General features: G+C 35.2%; 28 protein-coding genes. 19 read left to right on the top strand and 9 right to left on the bottom strand.

Translation table 11 applies throughout. The features are described 5' to 3' along the window. Nucleotides 1-66 precede the first annotated feature (66 nt). Together C4F49_RS17445 and C4F49_RS17450 are read right to left on the bottom strand one after the other, a co-directional pair. Nucleotides 67-744 (bottom strand): SMI1/KNR4 family protein, encoded by a 678-nt coding sequence (locus C4F49_RS17445; RefSeq protein WP_196937111.1) that lies wholly within the window; start codon nucleotides 742-744, stop codon nucleotides 67-69. Nucleotides 745-768: 24 nt separating this feature from the next. Continuing rightward, nucleotides 769-1,191 carry a VOC family protein gene (locus C4F49_RS17450; protein ID WP_196937112.1) on the bottom strand — a complete coding sequence of 141 codons (423 nt, stop codon included), beginning with the start codon at nucleotides 1,189-1,191 and terminating at the stop codon, nucleotides 769-771. Between the two features lie 827 nt (nucleotides 1,192-2,018). Between C4F49_RS17450 and C4F49_RS17455 the strand changes: the two genes are divergently transcribed. From C4F49_RS17455 to C4F49_RS17510, 12 genes are all read left to right on the top strand, one after another. After that, nucleotides 2,019-3,323: a hypothetical protein gene (locus tag C4F49_RS17455; RefSeq protein WP_196937113.1), complete on the top strand. Its 1,305-nt coding sequence runs from the start codon at nucleotides 2,019-2,021 to the stop codon at nucleotides 3,321-3,323. A gap of 7 nt (nucleotides 3,324-3,330) precedes the next feature. Then, nucleotides 3,331-4,641 carry a hypothetical protein gene (locus C4F49_RS17460; RefSeq protein WP_196937114.1) on the top strand — a complete coding sequence of 437 codons (1,311 nt, stop codon included), beginning with the start codon at nucleotides 3,331-3,333 and terminating at the stop codon, nucleotides 4,639-4,641. Nucleotides 4,642-4,659: 18 nt separating this feature from the next. Then, a complete protein-coding gene (locus C4F49_RS17465) occupies nucleotides 4,660-5,673 on the top strand; it encodes an SPFH domain-containing protein (RefSeq protein ID WP_196937115.1) in 1,014 nt (337 codons plus the stop codon). A gap of 4 nt (nucleotides 5,674-5,677) precedes the next feature. Further along, the gene (locus tag C4F49_RS17470; RefSeq protein WP_196937116.1) at nucleotides 5,678-5,917 is read left to right on the top strand and encodes a hypothetical protein; all 240 of its coding nucleotides are present in this window, start codon (nucleotides 5,678-5,680) and stop codon (nucleotides 5,915-5,917) included. A gap of 157 nt (nucleotides 5,918-6,074) precedes the next feature. Further along, nucleotides 6,075-7,388, top strand: coding sequence for a DEAD/DEAH box helicase (locus tag C4F49_RS17475; RefSeq protein ID WP_196937117.1), 1,314 nt, complete (start codon nucleotides 6,075-6,077; stop codon nucleotides 7,386-7,388). 291 nt (nucleotides 7,389-7,679) lie between these two features. Continuing rightward, nucleotides 7,680-9,443 (top strand): hypothetical protein, encoded by a 1,764-nt coding sequence (locus tag C4F49_RS17480; RefSeq protein WP_196937118.1) that lies wholly within the window; start codon nucleotides 7,680-7,682, stop codon nucleotides 9,441-9,443. 72 nt (nucleotides 9,444-9,515) lie between these two features. Next, on the top strand, nucleotides 9,516-10,307 hold the full coding sequence (locus tag C4F49_RS17485; RefSeq protein WP_196937119.1) for a response regulator: 792 nt from the start codon (nucleotides 9,516-9,518) through the stop codon (nucleotides 10,305-10,307). Then, on the top strand, nucleotides 10,276-10,680 hold the full coding sequence (locus tag C4F49_RS17490) for a hypothetical protein (protein WP_196937120.1): 405 nt from the start codon (nucleotides 10,276-10,278) through the stop codon (nucleotides 10,678-10,680). Before C4F49_RS17485 ends, C4F49_RS17490 begins: the two co-directional genes overlap by 32 nt. Next, on the top strand, nucleotides 10,577-11,467 hold the full coding sequence (locus C4F49_RS17495) for a sensor histidine kinase (protein ID WP_196937121.1): 891 nt from the start codon (nucleotides 10,577-10,579) through the stop codon (nucleotides 11,465-11,467). Before C4F49_RS17490 ends, C4F49_RS17495 begins: the two co-directional genes overlap by 104 nt. A gap of 371 nt (nucleotides 11,468-11,838) precedes the next feature. After that, nucleotides 11,839-12,159, top strand: coding sequence for a PIN domain-containing protein (locus C4F49_RS17500; protein WP_196937122.1), 321 nt, complete (start codon nucleotides 11,839-11,841; stop codon nucleotides 12,157-12,159). Beyond that, nucleotides 12,149-12,313, top strand: coding sequence for a hypothetical protein (locus C4F49_RS17505; protein WP_196937123.1), 165 nt, complete (start codon nucleotides 12,149-12,151; stop codon nucleotides 12,311-12,313). The genes C4F49_RS17500 and C4F49_RS17505 overlap by 11 nt, the downstream gene beginning before the upstream one ends. Before the next feature lie 119 nt (nucleotides 12,314-12,432). Further along, complete coding sequence (locus C4F49_RS17510; protein ID WP_196937124.1) at nucleotides 12,433-12,966, top strand: O-acetyl-ADP-ribose deacetylase; 534 nt, start codon at nucleotides 12,433-12,435, stop codon at nucleotides 12,964-12,966. 253 nt (nucleotides 12,967-13,219) lie between these two features. Here the strand turns inward: C4F49_RS17510 and C4F49_RS17515 are convergent, their stop codons facing one another. Then, nucleotides 13,220-13,660 carry a type II toxin-antitoxin system VapC family toxin gene (locus tag C4F49_RS17515; RefSeq protein WP_196937125.1) on the bottom strand — a complete coding sequence of 147 codons (441 nt, stop codon included), beginning with the start codon at nucleotides 13,658-13,660 and terminating at the stop codon, nucleotides 13,220-13,222. After that, nucleotides 13,650-13,904 (bottom strand): DUF6364 family protein, encoded by a 255-nt coding sequence (locus tag C4F49_RS17520; protein ID WP_196937126.1) that lies wholly within the window; start codon nucleotides 13,902-13,904, stop codon nucleotides 13,650-13,652. Before C4F49_RS17520 ends, C4F49_RS17515 begins: the two co-directional genes overlap by 11 nt. Before the next feature lie 164 nt (nucleotides 13,905-14,068). Here C4F49_RS17520 and C4F49_RS18060 point away from each other — a divergent pair, with 164 nt between their 5' ends. The 7 genes from C4F49_RS18060 (at nucleotide 14,069) to C4F49_RS17550 (ending at nucleotide 17,273) form a co-directional block, all read left to right on the top strand. Next, nucleotides 14,069-14,377: a hypothetical protein gene (locus C4F49_RS18060; RefSeq protein WP_231388382.1), complete on the top strand. Its 309-nt coding sequence runs from the start codon at nucleotides 14,069-14,071 to the stop codon at nucleotides 14,375-14,377. After that, nucleotides 14,295-14,468: an outer membrane beta-barrel protein gene (locus C4F49_RS17525; protein WP_231388380.1), complete on the top strand. Its 174-nt coding sequence runs from the start codon at nucleotides 14,295-14,297 to the stop codon at nucleotides 14,466-14,468. The genes C4F49_RS18060 and C4F49_RS17525 overlap by 83 nt, the downstream gene beginning before the upstream one ends. Nucleotides 14,469-14,497: 29 nt before the next feature. Further along, nucleotides 14,498-15,256 (top strand): phosphatase PAP2 family protein, encoded by a 759-nt coding sequence (locus tag C4F49_RS17530; protein ID WP_231388359.1) that lies wholly within the window; start codon nucleotides 14,498-14,500, stop codon nucleotides 15,254-15,256. Nucleotides 15,257-15,267: 11 nt separating this feature from the next. Next, nucleotides 15,268-15,684 (top strand): EamA family transporter, encoded by a 417-nt coding sequence (locus C4F49_RS17535; RefSeq protein ID WP_196937129.1) that lies wholly within the window; start codon nucleotides 15,268-15,270, stop codon nucleotides 15,682-15,684. Nucleotides 15,685-15,786: 102 nt separating this feature from the next. Continuing rightward, a complete protein-coding gene (locus C4F49_RS17540) occupies nucleotides 15,787-16,110 on the top strand; it encodes an ArsR/SmtB family transcription factor (RefSeq protein WP_196937130.1) in 324 nt (107 codons plus the stop codon). Nucleotides 16,111-16,162: 52 nt separating this feature from the next. Beyond that, complete coding sequence (locus tag C4F49_RS17545; protein ID WP_196937131.1) at nucleotides 16,163-16,633, top strand: DUF6428 family protein; 471 nt, start codon at nucleotides 16,163-16,165, stop codon at nucleotides 16,631-16,633. A 10-nt stretch (nucleotides 16,634-16,643) separates the two neighbouring features. Further along, a complete protein-coding gene (locus tag C4F49_RS17550; RefSeq protein ID WP_196937132.1) occupies nucleotides 16,644-17,273 on the top strand; it encodes an arsenate-mycothiol transferase ArsC in 630 nt (209 codons plus the stop codon). Between the two features lie 6 nt (nucleotides 17,274-17,279). On the opposite strand, the gene C4F49_RS17555 is transcribed toward C4F49_RS17550, so the two are convergent. From C4F49_RS17555 to C4F49_RS17570, 5 genes are all read right to left on the bottom strand, one after another. Further along, nucleotides 17,280-18,308, bottom strand: coding sequence for a threonine aldolase family protein (locus C4F49_RS17555; protein WP_196937133.1), 1,029 nt, complete (start codon nucleotides 18,306-18,308; stop codon nucleotides 17,280-17,282). Nucleotides 18,309-18,745: 437 nt separating this feature from the next. Further along, nucleotides 18,746-19,180, bottom strand: coding sequence for a hypothetical protein (locus C4F49_RS18065; RefSeq protein ID WP_231388360.1), 435 nt, complete (start codon nucleotides 19,178-19,180; stop codon nucleotides 18,746-18,748). Nucleotides 19,181-19,434: 254 nt separating this feature from the next. Continuing rightward, the gene (locus tag C4F49_RS17560; RefSeq protein ID WP_196937134.1) at nucleotides 19,435-19,917 is read right to left on the bottom strand and encodes a hypothetical protein; all 483 of its coding nucleotides are present in this window, start codon (nucleotides 19,915-19,917) and stop codon (nucleotides 19,435-19,437) included. After that, nucleotides 19,910-20,359, bottom strand: coding sequence for a helix-turn-helix domain-containing protein (locus C4F49_RS17565; RefSeq protein ID WP_196937135.1), 450 nt, complete (start codon nucleotides 20,357-20,359; stop codon nucleotides 19,910-19,912). The genes C4F49_RS17560 and C4F49_RS17565 overlap by 8 nt, the downstream gene beginning before the upstream one ends. Continuing rightward, on the bottom strand, nucleotides 20,349-20,675 hold the full coding sequence (locus C4F49_RS17570) for a hypothetical protein (RefSeq protein WP_196937136.1): 327 nt from the start codon (nucleotides 20,673-20,675) through the stop codon (nucleotides 20,349-20,351). Before C4F49_RS17570 ends, C4F49_RS17565 begins: the two co-directional genes overlap by 11 nt. Between the last annotated feature and the right edge of the window lie 297 nt (nucleotides 20,676-20,972).

Raw genomic sequence — 20,972 nt, forward strand, 5'->3', positions numbered from 1 at the left:
CATCCAATTATTATTCTTAATTATTTATTCTTTAAAAAAGATAGTTTGAACTCAATACGAGCACAGCTAATAACCGAATTCTTCAAAGTTTGCCTTTTCCATTTCAACCCAGCTTGACCAATATGATTTTCCCGTAGAACCAGCTCCAAGGGGGTCAATTGTATAGAAATCGGGAATAATTTCAAATCGCTTTCTTGTTGATGACTCGGTTAAAAGATGAGCAAGACATGCTAATAATTTATCAAAAGAGGAGAAAATAATTTCACTTAAGCCCTCTAAGTCTCCGCCATACTCGTGATCATAAACCCTTATTGGAAAATCTTTGTTGTCTTTTTTATTTCGAGTGTCAAAAACTAAAGGACCTGTATCATTACCTTCGTCTGCAAAGGGAATAAATCCAAGCGGAATTAATTCTTCCGCTATAAACCAATCCAGATTATCTATTATTTGTTCCAACGGATTTGTAGGCATCGAATTTGGAAGTCTAACATACGGAAAATCACAATCTTCGAAGAAATAACGTTTGTGCCATGCAATAAAGCTGTCTGGAAATTGAATATTAAACCTCATTTCAACGTTCTTATAATCATCAGAAGTTAATGTTCCAGGAATAAGCTTCCATTTATACCAGCCATTGCTGTTAACTGGAGATGCCATCATTTCTTTTGGAACGTTGTCAGTATAAACAGACATCATACCTGTATGGCTTAAGTTTTCGAAAAATTGTTCAATTATATCAGGCATAATATTGTTTAATTTATTTCCATTCTATTTAGCTGGTGAAAAGTCCACGATCCATTCGATTCCGAATTTATCTCTAAACATGCCATAATAGCCCCAATTGCTTTCCTCAATGGGTACTTCCACCTCTCCGCCTTCTGAAAGTCCGTTAAATAACTTATCAGCTTCTTCACGGCTTTCTGCTCGGATGGCTATTTTAGATCGGTTTTCAGTTTCGCTTACGCGACCCAAAACTTCAGGAACATCGTTTGCCATTAATGTATTGTTGCCGATAGGCAATTCGATATGCATGATCTTATTTGCCTCATGTGCTGCGACGGGAAATTCAGCAGTTGAAATATCTTTGAAACGGATAATTCTTGCAAACTCTCCACCAAAAACTGATCTGTAAAAATTAAATGCTTCTTCGGCATTTCCATTGAAATTAATATGAGGATTGATAACTGCCATAGTTTTAGTTTTATAATAGATTTACTGAAAGAATAATTTATTAATACAGATTATTTTTGTGATCCAAATTCAATAAAAGTCCTAAACAAATATACTGAAATACTAGATATCAAAAATCTGCGAACAGGAAAACTTCAAGCCTTAGTCTTTGAATATAAGAGTTTTTCAAAATACATTCGCTTTTGATTAAAATCTAAATACTATCTTAGCTGATAGAAATTATGTATAATAAATTTATTAAAGTTGTAATTATCTTGGTTCTCATAGTGATCTTCTTTGGCCCAAATCTGTCGTTCGTTATGGGAGAAAACCAAGAATTTGGATTTCCCTTTGCCTACCTCAGCCGTAAAACCTTCGAATCCAATATAGGAAATAGCCTGACCTATGGCTTTAACCTGAACTCTTTCAGTTACAATCTTCTTCTTTTTATCGGTTTAATTGCCCTATTTCTTTTTATAAACAAGCGAAGAATAAAAAGTAAAAATTTAAAAGTAAAAATTCAAAAGTAAAAAAACCGGTCTGGCTGTTAATAGATGGCAGATAAAAGCTTTACGCGACTTCACATCCAAATATTTATTTCTTATTCTTTGCTCCTTACGGCACCATAACCATCTTCACAATCATCACTTTGAACAAGTTAAAAGGCAAAAGAGTACTTACAAAATTGTTCGTTGAGATAAAATTGGTTGAGTTTAAAGCAACGAGTGATCTTAAATAATTTTGATTAAAATCAAGAAATAGCACAACTTTTTAGGAATATTTATGTTAATAATATTTATCTTATCGAATCCTATTCTATTGTGTAAATGAAATTATCGAATTTTTAAATGGCAAAAAGAATTAAAGCGATTAAATGTCCACAATGTGGCAGTACAAAACAGAAAGAAATTGACGAACATCACTTCAAGTGTTTGAACTGTGATACAGAGTACATTTTAGATTCAGACGATATCAATATTATACATCGGTATGATTATCCTTCGTCTGGCGTTGCTCCTGTAAATAGCAAAAAAATTATTTATATCATCCTTGCATTACTGGCGATTCCTTTATTTATATTTATATTTTCATCTATTTTTTCTACGGATAATGCAATCGTTAAAGAGTTAAGTAATAAAAAATATACCTGGGAAAGCGGTTCGGAAATGCTTGCTTTTGTTGATGAAAAAGGAGATATAAAACAGTTTATTGTTGGTTCTATAGACTATCCCAGTGGCCAAGGTCGCGATGAACGAGTGAGAGGAGAACTTTATTGGTCCGTTTACGACATTAAATCTGGCAAATTGGATCAAGTGATGAAGTTTAATGACATAAAAGAAAATGGCTTTATCTCGTCTACAGATTTCTCATTGAAAAAATTCAATGATGGCGCAATCTATTTTGTTTATAAAAAGAACAAAATCTATAAGTATGACATCAAATTGAAGAATTTAGTACAGATAAATGCAGTATTGCTAGAAGATATTCCTCAACTCAAAAGCGGAATCGGAAATATAATTAGCGAAGATTACTATTACGCTTTAAGCATTACGTCCAATACGGGCAAAAAAGTTATCTATTTTCCATCAACAAAGATTTATGTGGAAGGAGATATTTACAGCATGGCCAGAAGCAATGACATAAAAATGCCAAATCCAACTGTAGTTACTGAGTTTACCCACTCAAATTCGAATCCGAGTTATGTGATAAAATACCAGGTGTCAGAACAAGTTGGCTATCCAATCTATATAGAGCCTCGATTTAAAGTAAGTTTCGACGAGAATGAAAATCCGACTGAAGTCACTATAGACAAATACGATAGCGAACGCAGTTTCGTCCAAAACTATAAAATTATAAATCCTGAAAGTGTTCATTATAAACTCAAAATTTTGGGATACACAGATAAATACATTTTCATTTGCTACAAAAACAGCATTCAAGGAGGAGAAAAATTTCATATTCAAATGCTTGATTATACAGGCAAAATTCAATGGAGTACGGTTACCGATTACGAATATATTTATGACGATTCCGCCGTTTCAGAAAGCATGGGAGTATTTTTCAGGTCGCATCAAGATTTCATTTGGATGAATAATAGCGGTAAGATTGAAAAAACATTTAGGAGAAACGATATTACATTTGACATAAAGTAAAGAGAGCATGAATCCTAAGAAATCAGTAATTCGATGTCCAGAATGTGGCTCGAAGAAAACAAAGTACATCGACGATCAGGTATTTTCTTGCCTGAGTTGTTCAGCCTCGTTTTATGTTGAAACAAACCAGACGACAGTCAACCACAAGCACACGTATAATGCTACACCAAAACCAGCTCCTGTCAGTTCACAAGCAAAAAAGACAATACTGGTCTGTTTGGGAGTTTTTGCTTTGTTATTTCTATTTTTTATCTTCATGATCAAGCCAGGGGATAATCCTGAACATGGATTAGGGCCAATAACTAATGATAAAGCAAAGTACACATTTGATGTAGCTGACTCAAAAGCTTTTATTGACCAAAGTAAAAATCCAAAATTATTTATAACGGGCAGTATTCAATCATCAGACTACCAAAACAATAAATACAAAAATCAGAATTATTGGGCAGTATATGATGTTGTTAAGGGAGCTTATGAACAGATTGCGCCTGTAGATAATAATGCTAACGGATCGATCGGGATTAATAGGTTAAAATCTTATAAGCTCGATGATGGAAACATTTATACGATTGCAGGTGAAACGATGTTGTTTAAGTATGATTTAATTACCAAAAGCATGCAGTTATTAAATAGCGAAATCATTGGCAACGTGAAGGAGCTGCAAAGCGGTATCGCATCGATTGTAAAAACATCACATAATTTTTCTGCTTTTGAAATAAGGTCAAATAGCGACAAAAGAGTCACTTACTACCCTATTTCTAAGCTGTATAACACCGATAATTTCGACTACACAATAAAAAATCATTCCTACCCGAACGATAAGCCTACAGTGTTCTTTTATCCAACGGCTAACCAGCCATCATTCTTGGTTCGTTACACCGCCAATTATAGCGTGGGTTATCCATTTTGTTTCAATCCGAGTATCGACTCGGAATTCGACGAAAACGAAAACTTTAAAAGCGCATCATTTAGCAATTACTGGGTGACGGCATCGCGATTAATCGACATGCAGGCGCTGAATACCAGCAACAAAGTCTACGACATGACTTTGCTAGATTTCCGCGATGGAATTGTCGCAGTCGCTGTCAAAACCAGCAATGTCGCCACAGAAAAATTAATGATCCAATGGCAAGACTACGACGGCAAATTGCTTTGGTCTTCGCCTTCGGATGTTACTTATTTATATGATTATAGCGGAACAATTAGTAAAGAACATGGTTTATTAGTAGGTAGCGATGATAAATATTATTTTTATGACAACCAAGGTACGCTCGTAAAGGAATTAGAATTAGAGGAATTGTCATTTGATTTAGATTAAGAACAAAAAACCGAGACTATGCTTAAGAAATTTTTCAACAAACAGTTAGCTAGTGTAATAGAATGGAAAAATCCCGATGTAAACACTTTGCTTTATAAATTTCCATCGACACACGATGAAATCAAAGATGCGAGCAAACTCATTCTTGCTCCAGGGCAAGGTTGTGTGCTGGTTTACGAAGGCAGGATTAAAGATGTACTAACAGAACCAGATACCTATAATCTTGAAACTGACAACCATCCTTTTGTCACGACATTGCTCAAGATTCGCCAAAATTTTGAAAGCGAACATAAGCTGAAAGTATATTTTTTCCGTACAGCAGATGTTGTCAATCAATATTGGGGTACAGCTTCGCCAATAAAATACGTTGACGCATCTTATAACCTTCCAGTCGAATTGGGATTAAACGGCAATTTCTCTTACAAAATAAACCAGCCCCTATTTTTGTTTACCAACATCATCGGTGCACAAGACGAATTTTCGACCGATGCGATGAAGCAAGTGATTGTTGAACGGATTATCAATCAGTTGCGAAATCTTTTTGCGAAGCATAAATATGAATACAATTCGATTGATGCTAAGCTTATTGAGATTGAAGAAGAAATAGGTACGCAGATTACTCCAGACTTTGAGAGCCTTGGATTGCAGCTTACGGATTTTAACATCACGGGTACGCTGTTCGATGAAAACACCATGGAACGCATCGGGCGCATCGCAGATATTACGACCGACACTGCAGCCGCGGCGCAAGCGGGTTTATCGTATACCGAAATGGAAAAATTGCGTGCGTTGAGGGATGCAGCAAAAAACGAAGGCGGTTTGGCGGGCATGGGAGCTCAGCTAGGTGTAGGCATGGAAATAGGAAAGTTATTTTCGACGGAAAAAGACAGCTTTACGCATAAGATTGCTGAAGAAAATAGCGACGCTATTTCAAAGCTTCAAAAACTAAAAGTGTTGGTCGATGAGCAAATCATCACGCAAGAAGAGTTTAACGAACTTAAAAAACAAATTTTAAACAACATGAACCTGTAGTCTTATGAAATACATCGTGGCCTTTATACTTACATTATTAATACTAACTACGCTAACGTATTTTGTATTATTGACATGGGATATCAATTTATTTCATGCAGAATATCTGGGCAAAGCATATGCTACATTCGGTCTATTAGTTGCTGGTTCCCTTTTGTTGACGTTAGTTATCGCGCTATTCTTTGGCGGTAGCCGAAATAAATACGACAAATCAGCTACCGGAGTAGCGCAACGGAAATTATAGTTATTTCAACATAAAAGCTTTTTCGATTCGTGCCTTATCATTCTTTGCATTGATAAGGCTTATCGAAGCGCAGATGACGCTAAAATTAAGCTAAAAAATCACTTGTTATAAATTGTGTATCTTTGTAGCTTATTTAATAGCTCCGCAAGGAAAATTCATGCAATCAAATTCCAACAAGAAATCCTCTTCAAGTACCTCAGGTACTTCACGTAATAAAAAACAAAACGCATCTAACAGACCCGGTTTCGGGAAATCCGCAACTTCTAAAGACCGAAGAAATGATAAGCCAAAGCAATTTGGCCAATCAGCTGCGCAAGATGCCAATCCTAAAAAATCTTCTAAGAAAGATGCTAAAAAAGGCAAAGAATTAGATTTTAACCTATTAATTCAACCTGCTAAGCCAGTTGTTGAAGAAAAAGTGACTATCGAAACCCGCTTTGACGAAATGAATATCCATCCGGCTATTCTTGGTAATTTGGGTAAAATGGGATTTGTACATCCGACAGAAATTCAGGTAAAAACTTATGATCAATTGGTCGAGGGAGAAAATCTTATTGGCATAGCCAATACGGGAACCGGAAAAACCGGAGCATTTTTAATTCCAGTTTTACAGCGCTTGTTAAAAAATAACCAACGTTTCTTAACGCTGGTAGTCGTGCCAACGCGCGAATTGGCTTTACAAGTTTTTGAAGAATTCAACAAGCTGACTTTGGGCATGAAATTCAAAGCGACCTGCTTTATTGGCGGTACAAATATCGAAAAAGATTTACGCGCATTAAAAAGCCCTTACGACATTGTAATAGCGACTCCTGGACGCTTGATCGACCTGAAAGACCGTGGTGGCATCAAACTGACTAATTTCGAAGTTTTGATTTTGGACGAATTTGACAAAATGCTTGACATGGGCTTTATTAGAGATGTTCGTCGGATTGTCGATCAAATGCGCAACCGAAAACAAACACTTCTATTCTCAGCTACTAAAGACCCTAAGCAAGCGACGATTATTGATGAAATCATCAGCAAGCCCTTGTTGGTGCAAGTGAGTTCAGGTACAACGAGTTCGACTAACGTGGACCAAAACGTGATCCATGTCAAGAAAAGTGAAAATAAATTTAATCTCTTAGTCGGATTGCTTCGCAAAGAAGAATTCTCCAAAGTGATTTTATTTTCAGAAATGAAACACGTAGCCTCGCGCTTAAGCAAAAAATTAAATGCTAGCGGCATCAAGTCTGATTGCATTCATGGCGACAAATCACAGAACTATCGAGTCAATGCTTTGGATAAATTCAAAAATGGACAGATTAGCGTTTTAGTAGCCACAGATGTTGCTGCACGCGGAATTGATGTGAGTGATGTAACCCACGTTATTAATTACCAGCTTCCGAAAGACTACGACACCTATATTCATCGTGTAGGAAGAACCGGAAGAGCTGGCAAAACAGGAATTGCATTGACTTTTGTTGATGCTTAATTCATAAGTCCTACTCATTTGATAAAACATGCCTGCTCTTTAGCAGGCATGTTTTGTTTGTGGGCTATTCCGACAGAACCTTTTCATCTCGTAAGGTTGATGCAATAACCAATATTCTTTAACTGAAAATTGGATGATGGAAAATTCAATTTTAAAGTTTTAGGACAATAAGATAATCGAGGTGAGAATTTCTGATATTGAGACTTAATTGATATCTTTCATTTTCAAATATTTTCGTTTTTGATAACAATTCATGAAAGGAGTATGAGATCAAATTCTAATTTAGATGTTATGGCAAACTACAAGCAAATATTAAGTATAGGGATTTTCATGCAATTCATGATGATGAACTTTCTTTATGCTCAAGATTTTGATCAAGTATACGTTTTTAAAGGCCCAGTTAAGACCTTATCCTTAGAAATGCCCAATTATGGTGATCATGAAAACACGCTGAACACGATCGTAGAATATGACAGATCTGGAAGAAAAATAAAAGAAACATCGCCCTATAAGTCCGTATCGGAATTTCTGTACAAAACAACTTCTGATAAAAAACCATTGCTCACAAAGCAATACAGTTCAATCGATAACAAAATTACGGGTATCGAAATTGAAGATAGAAATTCGAATGGAAAAACATTGCTCAGCGGAACTTTAGCAAGCGATTCATGGAGCTACTATTACATTCATGATTATGCTTCAAATCTGCAAAAAATCAGGTGGTTTACAGATGGTGAAATCTATTTAGAAAAAACGGAAGAAACCATCAATCTGAATACGTTTAAGATTCCTGAAGGATTTGTTCCTTTTAAATGGGATCGAAAAACATCTTTTGGTGTAATAAAAAAAAGCAAAGAATTTGCTGATGACAGATACGAACATGATGTAACCTTTGAATTTGTCGAAAAAAACAAGCCAGAAAATAAAGTCATATTTCGATACAAAGGTGCTGATGTTTATGATGCAGGGAAAGGCTATTGGAACAGGTATGAAGATGGCAAAGAGATAGAAGAACGATACATCTATGATGCTACGGATATTTCAGATTTCGGACATCGCTACGAGTACGATGAAGAAGGAAAGTTGGTCAGTGATTATTACGGTTATTTTAATCAGATGCCAACTACATTCATGCAAAGAAACCGCTATATCTATAATGAAAACGGAGACTGCATCCAAAAAATTTCAGATGCAGAAGATGCCAAAACAAACAGCATAAATTACAAATACACGTACGATAAAAACAAAAACTGGATCAGTAAAACCTCGACATATGAAGACGGATCGGGAGGCACCATCAGACGAAATTTCACCTATTACAATCCTGATGAACTAGATTTAAAAAACTCACTTTCAGAGTCAATTTATGCTGCTTATTTGAAGGAGCTTAAGGCTTACAAACCCATAGCAGAAAAGCAATTTCAGGACTATATTCTGGCAAGAGATAAAAAGCAGGATTCACCCTTAGATCAGACAGATTATCAAACACTACGCTCTAAAAACTGGAAGGACTTTTTGCCGAAAGGCCAGGTTTTAGACTCCTTAACCACTGGAGACTTGAACAAAGATGGTCTGGACGATTTGGTGATGGTATATGAATCAGAGAAATTGCTAAAACAAGAAAAAAATGACTGCAGAACACTAATAATCCTACTAAAACAAAAAGATGGATACTATCAGTTAGCTGCGGAAAGCAATGGAGCTATATCTGGCGAAAATATGAACAATGTTTTTTTCAATGGCTTAGAAATTAAGAATGGAATTCTCATCATTCAACATGATTTTCTACGTGGCGGATGCGTTCATAAATACCGATACCAAAACGGAGGATTTTACTTGATCGGAGCCGAACAAGCACAAGGCGACGCGGAACATTCTTCTAGCGTGGATTACAACCTGAGCACTGGAAAATATATTTATACATATCACGATTATAGTGAAGATGGAGATTCCGATGAATCGAACGAGAAAGAGGGGTATAAAACATTATCGGCTTTGCCGAATATTGAAACGTATGAAATAATCAGTTTAGAATTAGAGGGCTTTTATCTATAAAAGCACAGCAAAAACTGATCTGCATATTTTCAATTCAAAATTTCTTCTAAATTCAATGCGTACATTTGAGCTATGAAAATCTTGATCGTTGAAGATGAAAGGGAATTGGCAAAAAGCATGGTGGAATATTTGTCCGCCGAGCAATACCTATGCGAAGTAGCCTCGACTTTTAAAGATTCTTTGATTAAAATTGAAAGTTTCGACTACGATTGCATTTTATTGGATATTTCGTTGCCAGAGGGCAATGGATTAATGATTTTAGAAGAGTTAAAAAAAGCGAACAAACAAGATGGCGTCATTATTATTTCAGCTAAAAATGCACTCGATGATAAGATTAGAGGACTTCAGATTGGTGCCGATGATTATTTGACCAAACCTTTTCATTTGCCAGAATTAAATGCTCGAATCTACTCCATTATCCGCAGAAAGCAATTCAACAATTCGAATATTGTCAAACAGGAAGAATTAGAAATCAATCTTCTGGCAAAAACTGTTGCCATAAACAATGAGCTCATAGCCTTAACCAAAAAGGAATTTGACTTGCTGATTTATTTCATCGGCAACAAAAATCGCGTATTATCCAAAAGCACGCTGGCAGAACATCTTTCTGGAGATTATGCCGATATGCTGGACAACCATGATTTCGTACACGCACATGTCAAGAACTTAAAGAAGAAGTTAAGCGATGGTGGAAGCAAACAAACCATAAAACAGTTTATGGAACCGGATATAAATGGGAAGGATGAAAAATTTACTGCAGAAGTCGCTCAAACAGCTCAGCATCTTTGCATTCATCGTTTTTGCATTGAGCATCCCCTCCTATTTTCTGCTCGTGGATTGGATTTGGCTAAAGGAACTGGATGAAAACAACGAACTTATCGCAGAACGGATTGAAAATGAATTCAATGAACAAAACATAAGCGACGAAAGATTAGCAGAAAGCATCCGCTTTTGGAACGAAATCCAGCCGGTAAGCACAATAATAGCTTCTCAGCAATCAGTCCAAGACAGCGTCTATACCATTACCAGGCAGAATCCTTACGCCAAAAGAGAAATTATCGACCGCTTCAGGGGTTTAAAAACGACAATCAAAATCAACAAAAAAAAGCTATCTTTTAACGATCGAAACCAATGTGGAAGAGACCGAAGAAACGGTTGCTTACATCGCCATGATTACATTGGTTTTCTTTCTTATCTTGATTTTAGGTTTTTGGATATTGAACAGAAGGCTTTCTAAAAACCTGTGGCAACCTTTTCAAGATACGCTACAGAAACTTAAAACCTTTGAGCTTAACAGCCAAAAACAACCTGAATTTCAGGAAACGGATACGATCGAATTTGCCGAACTAAATGCAACACTCAATAAGCTGATTCAGCATGGCATCAGTACCTATAAAAATCAAAAAGAGTTTACGGAAAATGCCTCGCATGAATTGCAAACTCCTTTGGCAATTCTGAAAAACAAGGTGGATATCCTATTGCAAAGCGATGACCTGACGGAAAAGCAGTACGAGATCGCGGAAGAAATGAATAAGGCTCTAATTAGAAGCTCGCGAATAAACAAGAACCTATTGCTTCTAGCAAAAATCGAAAATAGCCAATTTGATCATTCCGAATTAATTGATTTTGACGAACTAGTAAAACATAGTAAAGATTCCCTGCAAGAATATTTTGAGGAAAAACACCTAGCTGTCAGGTTGGATTTGATGTCCCCTATTCAGATTAAAGGGAATAATGGATTGATTGATATCTTGCTAAATAACTTGCTGATTAACGCTATCCGATACACTTCCAAAGCGGGCGAGATATACATACGTGCAACGCAGTCAGGTTTTGAAATTGCAAATTCTGGCCAGCAGAAACTCAACGACGAATTGCTATTCAAGCGTTTTTCAAAAATTTCGACTGAAAATAGCGGAAGTGGATTAGGTTTACCAATCGTTCAAGAGATTTGCAGATTGCATCATTGGCAAGCCAATTACCATTTTGAAGGTGGGGAACATGTTTTTAAGGTAATATTTTAATGCATTTTTTTTAATAAATACTGACTTAAATTTCTTCTAAGCATTTATAGTGTAAAATATAAATGGAGACCGCGTTAAAACGAACTCAAAATACGCGATAGAAGATTCGTTTAAATGGCATGAAGCCAATTGCTATTTGTTGTTTAGCGCATACTAGAGGTGCAATTGCCGACGCAACGCCCAACGGAAAATAAGCAGAATAAAAATACTAGTATTTTTAGTATATTTGAGTGATGAATAGGATTTATCTTGATACATCTGTTTTTGGTGGCTACTTCGACTCAGAGTTTGAACTTTGGACTAAAATTCTATTCGAAAAAATAAAAAATTAAGAATTTAAGGTAATTTATTCTCGTTTAACTGACATTGAATTGACACCGGCACCTAAAAAGGTTCGAGAATTAGCAAACCAAATACCAAAATCTCAAATCGAATTTATAAATATTACAGAAGAAACAACTGAACTTGCGGAACAATATTTGAAAGAAAATGTTGTGGGTACAACGAGTCAAGCCGATTGCATTCACATTGCTTTGGCGACACTTTCTAATGCTGATATTTTGGTAAGTTGGAATTTTAAGCATATTGTAAACGTAAATCGCATTCGTGGATATAATGCTGTAAATTATAAGTACGGACACAAAATTTTAGAAATTAGAACGCCAAGAGAAATTTTAGACTATGAAGACTAAGGAAAAAAAAACAAAAAAAGAATTGTCAGTTGTTCAACAACTTCGACAAGTGCGTGACAAGATTAATGATGAAATCAAAGATTTGTCGCCAAAAGAATTAATGGAATATATCAAAAAACAAAAAACGCTCCGCCCAACATCGGTTTGGCAATAGTGACGGTTGGGTACAGAAACCTAATAGTTGTACAATTGTACAGAACACATTCGTACTAAAATTCCCCGCCTTCGCAATTCCGCCAGAAGTTAGTGGCAATATAAACCAAACACTTCGCAATGAACAAAATCACAGTTGAAAAAGGTGACATAACAAAATTTGAAATTGACGCAATTGTTAATGCGGCAAATACTTCACTTTTGGGAGGTGGTGGTGTTGATGGAGCAATTCATAGAGCTGGGGGAAGTGAAATATTAGACGAATGTAGAAAAATTGTAGCAAGACAAGGAGGCTGTAAAGTTGGAGAAGCTGTAATCACAACCGCTGGAAAACTTAAAGCTAAATATGTTATTCATACTGTTGGACCAGTTTGGAATGGGGGAACAAAAAATGAAACTGAAAAACTCGAAAAATGTTATTTAAACTCCTTAAAACTAGCAGTTGAAGCAAATTGCAGGACAATCGCATTTCCAAGTATTAGCACAGGAATTTATAAATTTCCTAAAGAAAAAGCTGCGCAAATTGCAATTAAAATAATAAGTGACTTTCTTCAATTCAACGATTCAATTGAAAAAATAATTTTGGTTAGTTTTGATGATGAAAATTTTAAGATTTTGAAAAATGAATTGGAAATTAATGAAAACTCAATCTAAAATTATCTCCATCCCATCCTACAGCTTTAATACATCGCTGTAGTTTTTTAGCAGAGCCCACAAACATCTGCAATAGAATTTTTCACGGATTTTCTCTTGCTTTAGAATTAATTTAAAAAATTGTTCTCATTAAACGGTTTGGATTCGACGCATTTTGAAGTTAGCCTAAGTATATCCCGCAAAAAATTGACAAAGCATTATCTTTTTAAAGTTCTAATAAACCTTTCTCCAATAAAGCAGAACCGACTAAATTTTAAAGCAATGAGCCGTCGCTTTTTTCTTTCATTTTTAAGAAATTTAATGGCGTCATGACTGCAATGGAAGAACTTCGATAATCTTTAATGTTTCGAGTGATAATGGCATCTAAATCTTTAATTGTCAAAGCAGAAGAATATTGAATAGAATCTTCGTAATCTGAAAATTCATTTTTTAATGCTTGGATAATTTCATTTCTTGTAGTTCCAATGATTTCAACCATTTCAATTAAATTTTCAATAACTTCAAGCGTTTTTTTATGACCTAAAAATTTTCTTACAATATAGTAGATATTATTAATGCTTATTGCTGATAGATAAAGTTTTACAGTGCCCTGTTCGCTTAGGTCAAATAATTCGCTTGCCGGATTTACGTGTGGCTCTCGGTCTGTAAAAAAATCAATCACTACGTCTGAATCTACGAATAGTTTATAACCCATATTTTTTTGAAAGTTCCTCTGTCAATATTTTTTTATAATCAAAGGTTTCATCGACTTTAATAATGCCTCTTAATTTTCGAACTTTTGGTGAAAGTTGCTTTTCTTTCATTTTCTTTCGATTGACAGTGACGAATTTGAAATAATTTTCAACCATTTCTGAAAGGCTTTGCCCTTTTTCCTTAGCATACTCCTTAGCAATCTCAATTACCTCTTTTTCAATTGTTAAAGTTAGTTTTGTGTTCATACTATACAATTTTATTAACAAATATACGTACTTGTTTTTTATATCACAACACGTGTCTTAACATCAACCGTTCCTTTCCAAAAAATCCAAATTTTCAGCACATCATCTTCTAAATTTCTTCTAAATCGTCGCTTATTATAGTGATATCATTAAATTTTTAAACGATGAAAAAAATTATTTTTCTATTAGTTGCAGTGGCAAGTGTGTCATTCGCTAATGCGCAAAAGATTGCCGAAAAAGATGTTCCAGCAAATGTGAAGTCTTCTTTGAAAAAACAGTATCCAAACGCCAAAGAAGTAAAATGGGAAAAGGAGTCTGGAAATTTCGAAGCCGGTTTTGAACTGAAAGAAGTCGATTATTCGGTACTTCTAAATGCTTCTGGAAACATACATGGGATTGAAAAAACCAATTCAGAAAGGCAATGGAGAGATATTCTTCAACGCGACAGATTTGCTAAATACAATGGTTATTAGGAAAAATGTTAATGGTTTAGGCTTTAGCTACAGCAGTGACGACTATTACGAAACTCAGGTCGTAAGATTAGGCTACACTTATAAATTCTAACGATGATTTTCAACCCAAAATCCCTGCTAATGGCAATTGCATTTATCTTGTTTCAGCTAAATCAAGTTTTAGCGCAGAACGATTCTAAAGCGGTGGATTTGCAAGATTCGGCTTCTTCTCGCAATCGCCAAGATTATCAATTGGACTATCGGCATTTAATCGCTCCAGCCGTGTTTATTGGATTTGGAGTCGCTGGTTTGGAAAGCGATGCGTTGAAGGAATTAAATTCTTCTACGCGATTTGAAATTCATGAGCATGCTTTAGATAAACTACACTTGGATAATTATACACAATATGTCCCTGCGCTTCTCGTCTACGGCTTGAACGCAGCTGGTGTAAAAGGAAAGCATAATTTTAAAGAGCGAACAATCATTTATGCGACCTCGCAACTAATTTCAGCAGCATTTGTCGTCCCGCTAAAGCATATAACAAATGAAGAAAGGCCCGATGGTTCAAACAACCTCTCCTTTCCATCAGGACATACTGCAACAGCATTTTCATCCGCTCAATTTATGTTTATGGAATACAAAGACAGCAATTTTTGGCTGAGTATCTCAGGTTATTCCTTCGCAGTGTTTACAGGCGTGTACAGGACGATAAACGACAAACATTGGGTTGGAGATATAGTTGCAGGTGCAGGCTTCGGAATTCTATCTACTGAAATGGCCTATTGGTTATATCCAAAAATCAATGGTATTTTTGATAAGAGAAATGGAAAGTCGTCGACGATGCTTATGCCTTATTATCAAAACAAAGGATTTGGTATCAGCTTGGTAAAAAACTTTTAAAACTAAATGGTATGTGGATATTTTATGCGTTACTATCTGCTTTTTTTGCGGCCCTCACAGCAATATTTGCTAAAATTGGAGTTGCAAACATCAATTCTAACCTGGCAACAGGAATTCGGACAATTGTAATTTTACTGATGGTCTGGTGCATTATTTTGACGAAAGGCGAGGCCAAAAATATTCAAGCCATTCCGAAACAAACCTTGCTTTTCTTGGTGATTTCGGGTTTAGCTACTGGCTTTTCTTGGCTATTTTATTTCAAGGCATTGCAAGCAGGAAATGTTTCGCAAGTAGCGGCCATTGATAAATTGAGCGTTGCCTTTGTGATAGTGATTTCGGTATTTTTGCTGAACGAACCGCTTACTTTAAAAACGGCCTTAGGCGCAGGATTGATTATTCTAGGTTCTGTTGTTTTGGCGATTAAATAATACCGATAATTCCCTGTTAAAGAAAAAAAAACATCCTGTCGAAAATATTATTTTGATAAACGAATACAATATCGTAATATTGCAATATAATAATTTATTAACATGGGCGCTTCGAAAACTGAGCATTTTTCCGAACATCAAAATCAAATCGCTTTAATAGCAAAGGCATTGGGCCATCCGGCAAGGATTGCCATTATCGACTATTTATTAACGGTCAATCAATGCATTTGTAATGACATCGTCAATGAGTTGCCTTTGGCACAGCCAACCGTTTCTCAGCATTTAAAGGAACTGAAAAGCGCTGGACTTATTAAAGGCAATATGGAAGGAAATGCTATTTGTTATTGCATTAATGAAGAGACATTCGATGTTGTCAAAAACTATTTCAACAACGTAATAAAAAGCACTAAAGAAAAATGTTGCTAACTTTTTTCTCCACTTTTATATCGTAATATTGCATTATTTAAATTAATTAAAAATGAAATTATCAGAAATCAAACAAATCCTCTCCAAAGTCGAAAATGTAGAATTCCAATTAGAGAATGGCACTTTTGTTCCAGAACATTTTCACGTAACCGAAGTCGGTCAGATTACAAAACGGTTTATTGACTGCGGTGGCGTAATTCGAGATGAGAAGGTCGTCAATTTCCAATTGTGGGATGCCAATGATTTCGAACATCGCTTAAAACCTCAGAAGCTATTAAACATTATTCAGCTTTCTGAAGATAAATTAGGCATAGAAGATGTCGAGATTGAAGTCGAATACCAAGGAAGCACAATCGGCAAATATGATTTAGGTTTTAATGATAAGAATTTTGTATTGCTGAATAAGAAGACGGCATGCTTGGCCCAAGATGCATGTGGAGTTTCTCCAAAAGAAAAAACGAAAGTGAACTTAGCTAATTTAAAAACGCTTTCAACTTGCGACCCAAATGCTGGCTGTTGTTAACGCTATCACTATGAATACATTGCTTTCTAAAACAATTCAAGAGATTTTGAAAAACAATAATCCTGATGCAAGTCGTCGACTACGTTTAGAACCTCTGATTGATTACATGCAACAGAAAATGGATAAGCAAGAGGATATACATCTAAATTTTATTTGTACGCACAATTCAAGGAGAAGCCATTTGGCTCAGATTTGGGCGCAAACTTCGGCAAAGTACTTCAAGATTAGCAATGTATATTGTTATTCTGGAGGCACAGAAGCGACCGCCATTTATCCTCAGGTCATTAAAACATTAGAAAAACAAGGGTTTAGTATCCTTCCATTAGCGACTGCCGAAAATACGATATACGCAATTAAAGTGGATTCTAATGCTTTTCCCATTATTGGTTTCTCCAAAAGATTTGACGATACTTTTAATCCAATTTCAGATTTTGTTGCGGTCATGACTTGTTCTCAAGCTGACCAAGAATGTCCTTACATCGCTGGAGCGGATAAGCGATTTAGCCTACCTTTTGAAGACCCTAAAAGTTCAGATAATACTCCTCAAGAAAGCGAAGTGTATGAGCAACGAAGTCTTCAAATCGCAAACGAAATGTTTTACATCTTTTCGAAGCTAAATACGAACCGGCAGAAAAATTAGCATTCGCTACAAGTATTCTTCCAACTCTTCGATAAATTGGTCAACCACTTCTTCGTCAGTATTCCATGAAGTAAGTATTCGGATTGCGGAGCAATTATTTTCCAAAGGTTTCCAAACATAGAAATCATAGTGTGCAGTCAACTTCGCAATCGCGTCATTTGGAAGAATCGGAAATAGCTGATTCGTCGACGATTGAGTCAGAAATGTATACCCTTTATTTTCTATGACCTTCGCAATTTTCATTGCCATCGCATTCGCATGCGTCGCTAAGGAAAAATACAAATCATCTTTAAAAAGCTCCAAAAACTGTATTCCAATCACACGACCTTTAGCAAGCAACGCTCCTTTTTGTTTTAAATGGTAGTCAAATTCAGTAGCAATATCCGTTCTATTGAATACAATAGCCTCCCCTAGCAAGGCTCCGTTTTTGGTTCCGCCGATGTAAAAAACATCAGTAAGTTTGGAAACATCCGCTAAAGTCAAGTCATTGTCCTTTGCCATCAGCGCATGTCCTAGCCTGGCGCCGTCCAGAAACAAAAACAAGTTTTTCGATTGGCAATAGGCGGAAAGTTCGGTTAATTCAGTTTTGCTGTAATGCGTTCCGATTTCAGTAGAATTTGAAATATAAACCAATTTTGGTTTGACGACGTGTGGCCGAAGTGAATAATCAGCTAACACCTGCTCAATATCTGCTGGCTTTAATTTGCCATCTAAAGAATCAACCGGAATTATCCGATGACCTGTCGCTTCTATTGCACCTGTTTCATTGGCATAAATATGGCCAGTTTTCGCACTGATTATGGCTTCATGCGGACGCAGTAAATAGGAAATAACCAATAAATTTGTTTGCGTTCCTCCTGAAACAAAATAAATTTCTGCTTGCTGATTCCCGATGATATTCTTAATCTGCTGTTTTGCTTCGGAAGAATAGGCATCTTCACCATAGCCATCCTGCTGAACTTGGTTCGTATCCATCAATCGCTGAAGAATAGCCGGATGCGCCCCTTCGGAATAATCATTTTTAAAACTGTACATAGTTCACAAGATATAAACGATTTTCAAACTTAGCAAAATATAAAAACTGAAAGCCCTTTGCTTGAAAAATTATATGAGAAATAAGGAAGTAGAAATAAAATTGATTCTTGAAATATTTTTAAAATTCAAGCCAAAAAAAAAGCTTTCCAATAAATTGAAAAGCTTTTGGGTAAATGATGAGGCTAGAACCCACATCCCTCGGTGCCACAAAACATATTTAAATCCTCTTTGCTTATCTCTTAAGGATACTTCGAAACTCTAAATTTTAAGCAATAGCTTGTATTCATTAGTGATTTTCTAATAAGACAACGATGTACATTACTTAGTTTGGCAAAAAAAATGTGTTTAACATTTGAATTTTGTTAACTAAATTGAATGGTATAAAAAATCCCCTACTAATTAAGGAAGGGGATTGGTTTAAAGCTAAAAGTATTATCTTATTTTGCCAATAAACTATTAAATATACTCCCCGAAATAATTATTAAAGTGCATATAAATAATAAATTAAGAGCCCAAGCATCCATGGGTTTTTTAACATATTTTCTCTCCCATACGATGTCATTATACCATTTTATCAGCCTTTTTAAAAAGAAAGTGAGACTTACTAAACATATTATGACTATGGCTATATAAGTGATATAAGTAAATGCATAATTTAAGAAAATAGCTAGAAACTTTGGAATGGCTACATTGTCAAAATCTCGAGGTTCCCTATAAGTAATGTCATCGACATTTATGACTTTACGCCCCCAAAATCCTTCGCTAAGATTTTCAGGTAACTTTGATCCGTACACAAATAAAGATCCGTATAGTGAAAAAAATGAAATTAAAATGCCAAAAGTGGAAACTATTTTTTTAATTATTCTAAACATTCAGCCTCATTATTTAATATTTCATTTTGTGAGTTATATTATGCTAATATAAGCAATCAAAGGCAATACTAAATCATCACATTAGCCATAAAAACAAAAAAGCTTTCCAATAAATTGAAAAGCTTTTGGGTAAATGATGGGGCTCGAACCCACGACCCTCGGTACTATCACTGTGGTTAAGCAGACTTTTAAACAAATAAACTAAGATTATATCGAAAGTATTTCCGAAAAAACACAGCTTTCTAAAGATTACTTTAAGTATCAGTATCCTTTATGGTTATGTTATTTTCAGACTCCAAAATCAAATTCGGGTCTACAATAGGTATAAAAAATTTATCTTGATAATCAGTATTTTGTAAGCTTACCGCAAGCAAAGCTCTCGCATGTGAATGAGACAATCCGTACATCGACGCTATTAACTGATTAGGAATTTTAACATCTTCTGATACGCCATTTGTTTTTGAATCGCTGTTTTTTAAATTGACGACCTCAAATCTGGTTCTTCCACTATGCTCAATTATTTTATTGCCAGTTAGCCGAGATACTACTGTAGTTATTACATCGAATGAGAACTCTGCTCTTCCCTCAAGCATTTCGGTCATAAAATACTTAACAGTTCCATCTACGTCAATTTTATCAAAATCTAAATTGTCTTCAGCGTTTACGCTGAATTTCAAATTTTTAATTTCTATTACGCGATAAGCTATCTTAGTTTCTTTTCTAGTTTTCTTACTCATATTCATAAAAGTAATCCGAATAATCAACGTCTTTTTGATATGTCTTAGACTGATTATTTGGGAAATGCATCAATTCCGCGTTAGCATGTATTGTCGCATCAAGCTCAATTGTTTTGAATTTATCGTAAGTATGTTCGTAGTAATGCACCTTATAGGCTTTTTCCAACTGTTTGATATAATCAAGTTTATCTTCAAAAATAATTTGCGGAACTTTATCAATTTTTAAAGCTATATAAAATAGCTTTTCTAGACTAAAATTGACCTCTCCACTATTCAAGATTTGAGATAATCTTCCTTTCGAAATGCCTAAATATTCGGCGAATTCAGTACGATTGAGTTTTTTATGCTCCATGTAGCGAACTATTCCATCATAGAGTATATTATTTACCTCTTCAACCCAATAGCTTGGTTCTTCAATAATCGATAAAAATTTACTTTCCATTGTAATATTCAATTAGCAGATTTACTATACTATGGATATCTCTTTTTTGCGTACTTTTCTTTCCTCCAGCAACAATGATGCGACCCGTTTTTTCTTCATGGAAGCAGTATATCCTAATATCGTCTTTTTTAGCTTCGTACAATTTATAGGGCAATCGCTTATGTTCAATTATTCTAAATTTAGTTTTTGGCAATAGGAGGCCATTCGCTGAAGATTTAAGAATACTGATTGCGCCTACAAAATCTTTCTTTAAATTCCCACTTTCTAACACTTCCCGATAAAAAGCATCTAACAAACATTCGCCATCAACCAACAAGTCATAAACTTTTATTTTAGTTGCTGGATGAACATATTTCAGACAAATGTATAGAAAATTTTCTCATAAAGTTTAGCTATAACTAAATTTTTGAAAACTTTAACATATCTTTTAAGGCAGATTATCCAAAGTCCTTATTATCGCTTTGTATTCTTAGATAAAGATAATCTTCATCGAATTTAAAAACAAGAATTTGATGTTTATGTAAAATTAAGTTTTTAAATGCTGGTGCCTATATTTGAAACATTTTTAGCACATGTTATCCTTATCAAGCTGATTTTTGAGATATTTTGAAAT

The organism is Sphingobacterium hungaricum, assembly GCF_015210005.1.
Classification (GTDB): domain Bacteria; phylum Bacteroidota; class Bacteroidia; order Sphingobacteriales; family Sphingobacteriaceae; genus Sphingobacterium; species Sphingobacterium hungaricum.